Source organism: Stenotrophomonas sp. STEN083 (assembly GCF_056759195.1).
In genome coordinates, this window is the sequence record NZ_JBRRCU010000047.1 from 26,166 (window position 1) to 33,389 (window position 7,224).

General features: G+C 63.0%; 6 protein-coding genes and 1 pseudogene. 3 read left to right on the top strand and 4 right to left on the bottom strand.

All coding sequences use genetic code 11. The features are described from left to right. Positions 1 to 390 precede the first annotated feature (390 nt). Positions 391 to 1,371 (top strand): annotated as a pseudogene (locus ACVOK8_RS13720) (sensor histidine kinase); the annotation flags it as partial. A 20-nt stretch (positions 1,372 to 1,391) separates the two neighbouring features. Beyond that, positions 1,392 to 3,122: an EAL domain-containing protein gene (locus ACVOK8_RS13725; protein WP_481567309.1), complete on the top strand. Its 1,731-nt coding sequence runs from the start codon at positions 1,392 to 1,394 to the stop codon at positions 3,120 to 3,122. 298 nt (positions 3,123 to 3,420) lie between these two features. Here the strand turns inward: ACVOK8_RS13725 and ACVOK8_RS13730 are convergent, their stop codons facing one another. The 4 genes from ACVOK8_RS13730 to flgA form a co-directional block, all read right to left on the bottom strand. Beyond that, the gene (locus ACVOK8_RS13730) at positions 3,421 to 4,614 is read right to left on the bottom strand and encodes an ATP-binding protein (protein ID WP_481567310.1); all 1,194 of its coding nucleotides are present in this window, start codon (positions 4,612 to 4,614) and stop codon (positions 3,421 to 3,423) included. Between the two features lie 113 nt (positions 4,615 to 4,727). Further along, positions 4,728 to 5,060: a flagellar protein FlgN gene (locus tag ACVOK8_RS13735; protein WP_481567315.1), complete on the bottom strand. Its 333-nt coding sequence runs from the start codon at positions 5,058 to 5,060 to the stop codon at positions 4,728 to 4,730. A gap of 2 nt (positions 5,061 to 5,062) precedes the next feature. Next, positions 5,063 to 5,365, bottom strand: coding sequence for a flagellar biosynthesis anti-sigma factor FlgM (gene flgM, locus ACVOK8_RS13740; protein WP_481567311.1), 303 nt, complete (start codon positions 5,363 to 5,365; stop codon positions 5,063 to 5,065). Positions 5,366 to 5,427: 62 nt separating this feature from the next. Beyond that, on the bottom strand, positions 5,428 to 6,072 hold the full coding sequence (flgA, locus tag ACVOK8_RS13745) for a flagellar basal body P-ring formation chaperone FlgA (protein WP_481567312.1): 645 nt from the start codon (positions 6,070 to 6,072) through the stop codon (positions 5,428 to 5,430). A gap of 114 nt (positions 6,073 to 6,186) precedes the next feature. Between flgA and ACVOK8_RS13750 the strand changes: the two genes are divergently transcribed. Next, positions 6,187 to 7,143 (top strand): chemotaxis protein, encoded by a 957-nt coding sequence (locus ACVOK8_RS13750; protein WP_481567313.1) that lies wholly within the window; start codon positions 6,187 to 6,189, stop codon positions 7,141 to 7,143. Positions 7,144 to 7,224 lie beyond the last annotated feature (81 nt).

Consider the following 7,224-nt stretch of genomic DNA (forward strand, 5'->3'; position numbering starts at 1 on the left):
CCATGCCCGACAAACCGGGTACCCATTCGATAACGGCACCAACTCGGCAGAATTGAGCACTTCGTCGCGCGCTCTATGCGCAAGCCGTTAAACTGGGGCGACGCTTGTCCGAAACCCCCTCTCATCATGCAAGCCGATCCGGCATCTCCCGTTCCATCCGTGCCCGTCGCGCTCCTGCGGCGGCGCGTATGCACGCTCTGGTTGCTTGGCATTGCCGGCTTTTTGGCCGCCAGCTTGGCGGCACTCTCGGCAACCGGCATGGATTCATCCGGCTGGCGAGCACGAAGTGTGACGGCGGTCGCAGTGGCAATTTGTACGGCACTCGCCCTGCTCTGGTGGCAGCTCTGGTCATCAAAACCAGCCACCGGTTTCCGTAAGCAGTTGCCTGCCGAGTTCGAGCAGCTGGCCGCACTGCTGCCTGACGGCGTAGTGATTGCTGACGGCGATACAGTTCTCTATGCCAATCCGGCCGCAAGCAGCATCCTGGGGATTGATGGCGGCCGCGGCGAAGGCGCCATCCAGTTGCTTGCCAGTTTGAGTGGCCATGGCCTGCGCTCAAGCAAGAGCGAACTGCCGGTGCAGTTGTCACGGACGGGCGGCGAGCCGTTCCATGCCATGGTGATCACCCAGCAACTGCACCACGCCGGCAGGGCCTGCCAGCTATTTGTGATTCGTGATTTAAGTGAACTGGAGCATGGCAAGGTTGCCTTGGCCGCCAGCAACAGCGAGTTGCAGGCGATGGCGGGCCGGTTGTTCTCCCTGCAGGAGGATGAGCGCCGCTCGATCTCACGCGATCTGCATGACGATATCGGCCAGGCCATCACTGCCATGAAGCTGGCCGCCTGCGCCGCCCGCGATGAAGACAGCAAGCCGCGGCGGCAGGACGATATTGACCAGATCATCGAACTGGCTGACAGCACGGTGATCAAACTTCGTAATCTGTCGATGCTGTTGCGACCGCCGCAGCTCGATGCCTTGGGCCTGGAAGCTGCTTTGCGTTGGCAGGCCGGCCTGCTGTTCCGCTCCACCGATGTGGAGTTGCTGCTGGATGTGGACGCGCTGCCGCGCCGACCCAGCAACGAGGTCGAGCAGGCCTGCTTCCGGATTGCCCAGGAAAGCCTGACCAATGCTTTGCGCCATGCCAGTGCCAGCCAGGTGTCGCTGTCGCTGCGCGACGGCAACAACGGCGACCTGCACCTGCAGGTGGTGGACGATGGCGAAGGCTTCGACCCGGCGGGCCCGCGTGGCCTTGGCATGATCGTGATGCGCGAGCGCGCCCAGAGCGCCGGCGGCAGCCTGCACATCGAAACCGCGCCGGGCGCCGGCACCCGTATTGATCTGCGTTTACCCTACGCAATGGACGCACTGTGACCCCTCAAGGACCCCGCCCGATGTGGAATACCAGCACCGCTTCGCTTGGTGACCGCAATGACGCGCGCCCTGCCCGGCTGGGCGCCGGCAATCCTGAACTGGCCACCCTGGTGGACGCCGCCAACCGTACCGGCACCTCGTTGATGCTGCTGCATCTGGATATCGACCACTTTGCCTCGGTCAACGAAAACATGAGCGCCGAAGTGGGCGATCAGGCGTTGATCCTGATCGCCGAGCGCCTGCGTGGCTTTCTTGGCGAACGCGGCAAGCTATGGCGACACGGCAGCGATGAATTCCTGATCGCGGTGCCACGCAGCAGCCAGACACCCGCCCCGGAAGACTTCGCCGAGCAGGTGCGCCAGCAGATCGAGCTGCCATTGTCGGTGCTGCCCTACACCCTGTTCCTGACCGCCAAGATCGGGGTTGGCCTCTGCCCGGAGCATGCCAATACCGCGACCGGGGTGCTGGATCTGGCTGAGGACGCCCTGCACCAAGCCGGTCGCGAAGGCGGCAATGCGGTGCACGTGCACGTACTGCACAAGCCCAGCAGTGCGCACAGTGAAAGCATCATCTCGCGGCAACTGGTGGACGCCATCGACAACGGCGAACTACGCCTGCGCTATCAGCCCTTGGTCAGCGCCCGCGACGGTCACGTCATGGGCATGGAGGCGCTGCTGCGCTGGCAGTCGCCAACCCTCGGCATGTTGGTACCCGAGCGCTTCATGCGTACCGCCGAGCGCCTGGGCATCATCGTGCAGATCGGCGCCTGGGTACTGGAAACCACCCTGCGCCAAGCCAAGGTCTGGCGTGATCAGGGCTTCGAAGATTTCAACGTGGCGGTCAACGTATCCACCCTGCAACTGCTGCGTCCGAACTTCTTCACCGAAGTGATGGCGATGCTGCAGTCGATCGGTGTACCGGCGCGTATGCTCACCTTGGAAATCAACGAAAGCGCGTTGACCAACAACGTCAACTTTGTCCACGAGACCCTGGCCAACCTGCGCAACGAAGGCATCAGCCTGTGCCTGGACAACTTCGGCACTGGCGACTCCAGCTTGAGCGCATTGGTCCGCTATCCAGTGGACAAGCTCAAGATCGATAGAAGCTTCATCAAGAGTGCGCCTGCGGCAAACCGCGAGGCCGCCATCAGCCGCGCCATCATTGCCATGGGCCACCAGTTGGGCATGACGGTGATTGCCAACGGTGTGGAGTCGCAGGCCCAACTCGGCTTCCTGCGCCGCAATGACTGCGATGTGTTCCAGGGCTATCTATTTGGCGAACCGATGTCGGCCGACGCCGCCGGCATGACCTTGAGGCGCCGCTACCTGCGACCGGAAGCGTTCGCTGAGACCCGCCCTGACCGCACCCTGCTGCTGCTGGACGACGAAGAAAACGTGCTGCGCTCGTTGGTGCGCCTGTTCCGCCGTGATGGCTACCGGATCCTTGCCGCCGGCAATGTGCGTGACGCCTTTGATCTGCTGGCGATCAATGACGTACAGGTGATCCTGTCCGATCAGCGCATGAGCGATATGAGTGGCACCGAATTCCTGGGCCGGGTGAAGATGTTGTACCCGGACACGATCCGCCTGGTGCTCTCTGGCTATACCGACCTGAACACCGTCACCGACGCGATCAACCGTGGCGCCATCTATCGGTTCCTGACCAAACCATGGAATGACGACGAGCTGCGCGAGCATATCCGCCAAGCCTTCCGCACCCATGATGAAAAGCAGGGCGTGGGGGCTTCGTAGGAGTTTGGGGGCTTTTGATCTTTTGTAGGAGCGGGGTAAACCGCGAAGCCACTGAGGTACAGATGGACATGCATCCAGTGCAATTGCACCATTCCTACGAGCAAAAGCCCAAGTGAATGCGTGATTCCAGATCCCGCAAGGACTGGCACGACCTCAGCTTCGCGGCTTACGCCGCTCCTACAGCTCCAGGCAATCGCCCCTATCGCTGCAGCCACCACGAGCAATCCTGTGATCACGGGTGCCGTGAGACAGCTTCGTGGCTTATGCCGCTCCCACAATCCAGGAATCCTGCGGCCAATTACTTCGGCTGGCGGATCGGCAGCACGATGCGGAAGCACGAGCCCTCGCCCACCGTGCTGTCCAGGTCGATGCGGCCGTGGTGCTTGTTGATGATGCCGTAGGAGATCGACAAGCCCAGACCGGTACCGCTGCCCACCGGCTTGGTGGTGAAGAATGGGTCAAAGATGCGCTGGCGCAGCTCCGGCGAAATGCCCGCACCGTCATCCTTGAACTCAACCCAGACTTCCTCGCCGCTGACCCCCGTACTGACCACGATATTGCCGCGATCGGCAATGGCATGGCCAGCATTGAGCAGCAGGTTCATATAGACCTGGTTGAGCTCGGACGGCAGGCACTCGATCATCGGCAATTCGCCGTAGTGGCGATCGAGCGTGACCTTGTACTTGAGCTCATTCCAGATGATGTTGATGGTCGATTCGAGGCCGGCATGCAGGTCGACCAGCTTCCACGACTCATCGCGGCCGGAGTACGAGAAGTCCTTGAGGTCGCGCACGATGCGGGTCACCCGCTCGATGCCCTCGCGTGATTCGGCCATCAGCTGCGGCAAGTCGCGGCTGATGAAATCGATATCCAGGCGGTCGCGGATATCGTCGATTTCCGGAATCAGCGCTTTCGGATCAGGGGCGCGCAAGGCCCGCTCATAGGCCTCGATCACCGTGAACAGACTACGCAGATACTCCTGCAGGCTGCCCAGGTTGGAGTGGACGTAGCCGATCGGGTTGTTGATTTCGTGGGCGACGCCAGCAGCAAGCTGACCGATGGAGGCCATCTTCTCGGACTGCAGCAGTTTCTCCTGGGTGCCATTCAAACGCAGATAGGCCTGGCGTAGCTCAGCATGACGCTGCTGCAACTCGCGCTCGTAGTCCTCAGGGCCATCTATATGCTGGAACAGAGCCAGAAAAGCTTCGCCAGCCTCATCGCTATGATGGTGCAGATGCAGAGTGATGACCCGCTCGCCGACCGGCAGGCTGCCAATCCAGCTACCAGAGTCACGGGCCTGCGACAACGCGAAAGGTGGCAACAAGGCCTCAAGCTGGCGGCCAAGGTCGACACTGCCAGGGCCATCCACGCCAAATAATTCACGCACCAGGCCGTTGGCGATGCTGACTTCAAATTTTCCGCTGAATACCAGCATCCCGTGCTGGACGCGCTCGCCGAGGGCTCGCAATGTGGCCGCCGAGGGGGTTGGCATGAGGATGCTGCTATCGATCTGGGTCACGGCGGCCGGTACAAACTAGGAACAGGCCGCCACTATAGCCGGATGTGCGAATTCGATCGCGGCGCTGGCGCCGCGTTTGCCAGCGATCAGGCTACGGCCAACGGCCGTCGCGCATGTACGGTCTGTGCCTGGCCCTTGGCATCGTAAGAAGGCGCGCTCTCGCTACGGCCAAGCTGCCGCAGCGCCCAGTTGACCTCGCGGCGGCGGCGCGCCAGCAACACGCCGTTGGCGTGGTTGCGCTCTGCCAGCTCCTTGAGCTTTTCAGCCTCGTGCAGCGGCGGCTGCCGTTCCAGCTCGCGCAGGGCTTCCAGCTTGTTGCCGGTGGCGGCAACCAAGGCCGGCACGTCGTGCTCGGCCAAGGCGCGCTGTTCGCGGTCAAGCGCCTCGCTCAGACGCTGCAACGGGTCGCCCATGGACAGGTTCATCCCTGCAACTGCTGGTCCAGGCCCAGCATGCGCGTGGCAATGGCGTCGGGATTGATCTTGTAGCTGCCGTTTTCCAGCGACTCGCGCACCGCTTGCACACGGGCCTGGTCAATAGCCGGGGCGGCGCTCAGCTCGCGCTGCACGGCCTGCAGCTGGGTAGCCTCGCCAGTCAGGCGCACGCTGTCAGCAGCCTCAACGGGCTTGGGCTTGGCATCGCCTGCGGCGGCCACCTTGGTGTTGATGGCTACGCTGCGCAACTGCGCTGCGGCCGGAATACCACCGTCGATTTTCTGGCTCATGTGATGGAGTCCTGATTCGGTTCAAAAACGATAACGGCAACGCCGAGGGATTCTTTAGCAATTTATCGGCTGACCAGCACGTCGCCGGCAGGGGTGGCAATGCCCTGCATCACCCGGCGTGAAGACAGGTTCTCGACCGAGACCCGCTCGCCCTCTCCCGCATCCCCCAGCGCCTTGCCCGCCATCCGCACCTCCACCCCGCCCCGGCGCGACACCAAGGCGACATTGTCGCCACGGCGGACGGTGCGGGGCGCCACCAGATCGGTCGCCGACAGCAGGCTGCCTGCGCTCAATGCGCGCCGCGCAACCCGGCCCACGGCCGCTTCCGGTTTCAGCAGCACGGCACCAGCCAAGCGTGCCGTATCGCGCTTGACGCTGCCAATATCGGCCGCCGCCAGGGTTTCTCCAGCAGCCACGCCGCGGGCCAGAACCAGCACCTGCTGCTCACGCCGGACCTTGACCGGGACAAACAGCCGCCAGCCGCCAGCCTGCGGGCAGGCGACCTCTACCGTCGTGTTGGCAGTAACGCTGGCCTGCAATGGTTGCGTGCATGCGGGCAGACGCAGGTTCGCATCCAGGATGGCCTCCCCGCTCTCCCCGGCCGCCAAGGTGGCCAATGCCGCGGCACGGATGGTCTCCACCGGCTGGAACGCGGCGGCCCAGGCCAGTGAAGGCAACAGCAGACATATAGTTAGGAGTAAGCGCATTGGCAGCGGCCACCCGGCTCTTGATTGGTTCGATGGATTGCTGTGCAAGTGCCGTGCCAGTCCGGATACGGGCGGGCGCTCAAGTTGTCGCCACCTGCCGCCGATACAGCCCTCATGTCACAAGACCTGCTCAACCGAATTGACCAGCGCACCCGGCTGGCCGGCCACAACCGCCTTGCCCTGCTGCTGTTCCGCCTTGGCGGCCGTCAGCTTTTTGGCGTGAATGTTTTCAAGGTGCAGGAAGTACTGCGCCGCCCTGCATTGTTCCAGGTGCCCGGCCTGCCCGCCCAGTTTGCCGGGGTGGCTGATGTGCGTGGCCGCTCGGTGCCGGTATTGGACCTTGGCCTGGCCATCGGCCACCCTGAGCGCGAGCCTGAGGCAGACACCTCGCCGGGTTACCTGGTGGTGACCGAGTTCAATCGTTCGGTACAGGGCTTCCTGGTCAGCGGGGTTGAGCGCATCGTCAATATCGCGGTGGAAGATATCCACCCGCCGCCGGAATTGGGCGCCGAATCGACGTATTTGACCGCTGTTACCCGCTTCCAGGGTGAGTTGATCCAGGTGATCGACGTGGAAAGCGTGCTGGCCGACATCGCCCAGGTGCGCAGCGAAGCGGTGCTTGACCCCTCCATGGCACTTCCGGCCGACGCGCCGCCTATGCAAGTCCTGGTGGTAGATGACTCGCGTGTGGCCCGCCAACAGATCCGCAGTGTGCTGGATCAGCTGGGGGTGAGCGCAACCCTGCTTTCTGATGGCAAGCAGGCGCTGGAACACCTGTTGCAGATCCATGCCTCGGGCGAGAACCCCGCCGAGCGCTACGCCATGGTGATCTCTGACATCGAGATGCCGGCGATGGACGGCTACACCCTGACGACGGAAATCCGCCGCCATGCGGGATTGGCTGGCCTGTACGTGCTCCTGCACACCTCGTTGTCGGGCGTGTTCAACAACGCCATGGTGGAGCGTGTGGGCGCCAATGCGTTTGTGGCCAAGTACAGCCCGCATGAACTGGCCGATTTTGTGCTGCAGCGGCTGCGCCACGTGGCCCAGACGCAGTACGCGTATAGCTGAGTCTGACCTGGTGTAGTGCCGAGCCCAGCTCGGCACGAGCAGGACCGGTAAAGCCCAAGCCCAGCAACGATAGGCACAACA

Excerpts from the sequence above, each read along its gene's own strand:
- ACVOK8_RS13750 (WP_481567313.1), top strand. The coding sequence starts at position 6,187 with ATGTCACAAGACCTGCTCAACCGAATTGACCAGCGCACCCGGCTGGCC.
- flgA (WP_481567312.1), bottom strand. The coding sequence starts at position 6,072 with ATGCGCTTACTCCTAACTATATGTCTGCTGTTGCCTTCACTGGCCTGG.
- ACVOK8_RS13730 (WP_481567310.1), bottom strand. The coding sequence starts at position 4,614 with ATGCCAACCCCCTCGGCGGCCACATTGCGAGCCCTCGGCGAGCGCGTC.
- flgM (WP_481567311.1), bottom strand. The coding sequence starts at position 5,365 with ATGAGCCAGAAAATCGACGGTGGTATTCCGGCCGCAGCGCAGTTGCGC.
- ACVOK8_RS13725 (WP_481567309.1), top strand. The coding sequence starts at position 1,392 with ATGTGGAATACCAGCACCGCTTCGCTTGGTGACCGCAATGACGCGCGC.